This window comes from Burkholderia sp. Se-20378 (assembly GCF_017104665.1).
GTDB classification, from domain to species: Bacteria; Pseudomonadota; Gammaproteobacteria; order Burkholderiales; family Burkholderiaceae; genus Burkholderia; species Burkholderia lata.
In genome coordinates this window covers 1-1,354 of record NZ_JAAGPG010001086.1, presented here as the reverse complement: position 1 = coordinate 1,354, position 1,354 = coordinate 1, and the positions used below count along the sequence as shown (strand labels likewise).

2 protein-coding genes are annotated in these 1,354 nt (G+C 66.7%); one reads left to right on the top strand and one right to left on the bottom strand.

What is annotated here, in order from left to right:
* Positions 1-202 precede the first annotated feature (202 nt).
* The gene (locus tag G3N93_RS40305; protein WP_174941679.1) at positions 203-751 is read right to left on the bottom strand and encodes a periplasmic heavy metal sensor; all 549 of its coding nucleotides are present in this window, start codon (positions 749-751) and stop codon (positions 203-205) included.
* A gap of 224 nt (positions 752-975) precedes the next feature.
* Between G3N93_RS40305 and G3N93_RS40300 the strand changes: the two genes are divergently transcribed.
* On the top strand, positions 976-1,354 hold a 379-nt coding region (locus tag G3N93_RS40300), incomplete at its 3' end, for a response regulator (RefSeq protein WP_206135557.1).

The following is a 1,354-nucleotide window of genomic DNA, read 5'->3' as shown; positions in this document are numbered from 1 at the left end:
TGTGGTTGTGTTGTTTTTTGTAATGCCACGGCGAGCCCTGTGACCTACAGGCTTGCCCCCGCTCTTGCCCTACCCGGCGCTCTTCCGATCTGCGGCCGGGCGGCCGAGGTGCTGCTGTTCGACGTCGCCTGACATGCAAAAAGGGGACGCGGGCCGGCGCCCGCGTCCCCTTCGATACCGCTCGGGAGAGCGGCCCGCCGGCTTACTGCGCCGGTGCCGACGCGGCCTTGGCCGCGCGATGCTGCTCCCAGCGCTCCTTCATCTTCTCGTGGCGCTGTTCCATCTTGGCGAACTGCTGCTTCAGCGCCGTGCTGACCATCGTCTTCTGCTGGTCGTTCAGCCCGTTGTAGAACGTGAGCCACGCGGCGGACGTCTGCTCGCGCAGTTGCGCGTTCTGCGACTCGGCCTGCTGGCGCGCCGAGTGCATTGCGCTCAGGTCGAGGATCGGCTGGTTCTGCTGCGCCTTGAACTGCTCGCGCATCTGCTCGTGGCTCTTGCGCATCGCGTCACGATTCTGTTTCATCGTGTTGACGGCCGCCTGCCATTGCTGTTCCTGCGACGCGTTGAGCTTCAGCTGGCCGTGCAGTTTCATGATCGCGCCGAACGGGCCGCCTTCGTGCCCGCCGTGCATCTGGTGGGCGCCGGGGCCGCCCGGCGGCGGCGTATCGGCCGATTGGGCATGCGCGGTGCCGAATGCGAGAGCGAGCACGGTGGCGGCAGCGATGGCCACGCGGGAAGTCTTCTTATACATTTCAGAAACTCCTTGTATCCAAAGGGTCCGGCGATGCGGTGCGGGGAAAGTCGCGTGCCGCATCCGGTAAGACGCAGGTTAGCGATGCAGGCCGCGGCCGGTGTTACGTGGGGCGGTGGCTGGGTTACCGGGCATTACAGTTCCCTTGCGCGGTAACCCGCAGTAACCCTTTCGTCCCTTTGTTTCGTTCTTTGACTCCGCCCTCGCGCGGTAAACTTCGAGCCATGACTACCCAGATCCTCATCGTCGACGACGACCAAGAACTCCGAGACCTGCTGCGCGACTACCTCGTGCGCCAGGGGATGGAAGTGTCCGTGCTGCACGACGCGGCGACGCTCGAGAAGCGCCTCGAGCGCGAGCGGCCCGACCTGATCGTGCTGGACCTGATGATGCCGGGCGTCGACGGCCTGACCGCGCTGCGCCAGTTGCGCGCGGCCGGCGACGACATCCCCGTGATCATGCTGACCGCGCGTGCGGACGACGTCGACCGCATCGTCGGGCTCGAGCTCGGCGCGGACGACTACCTCGGCAAGCCGTTCAACCCGCGCGAGCTGCTCGCGCGCGTGCAGGCCGTGCTGCGCCGCCGCCGCGCGACGCCGTCGG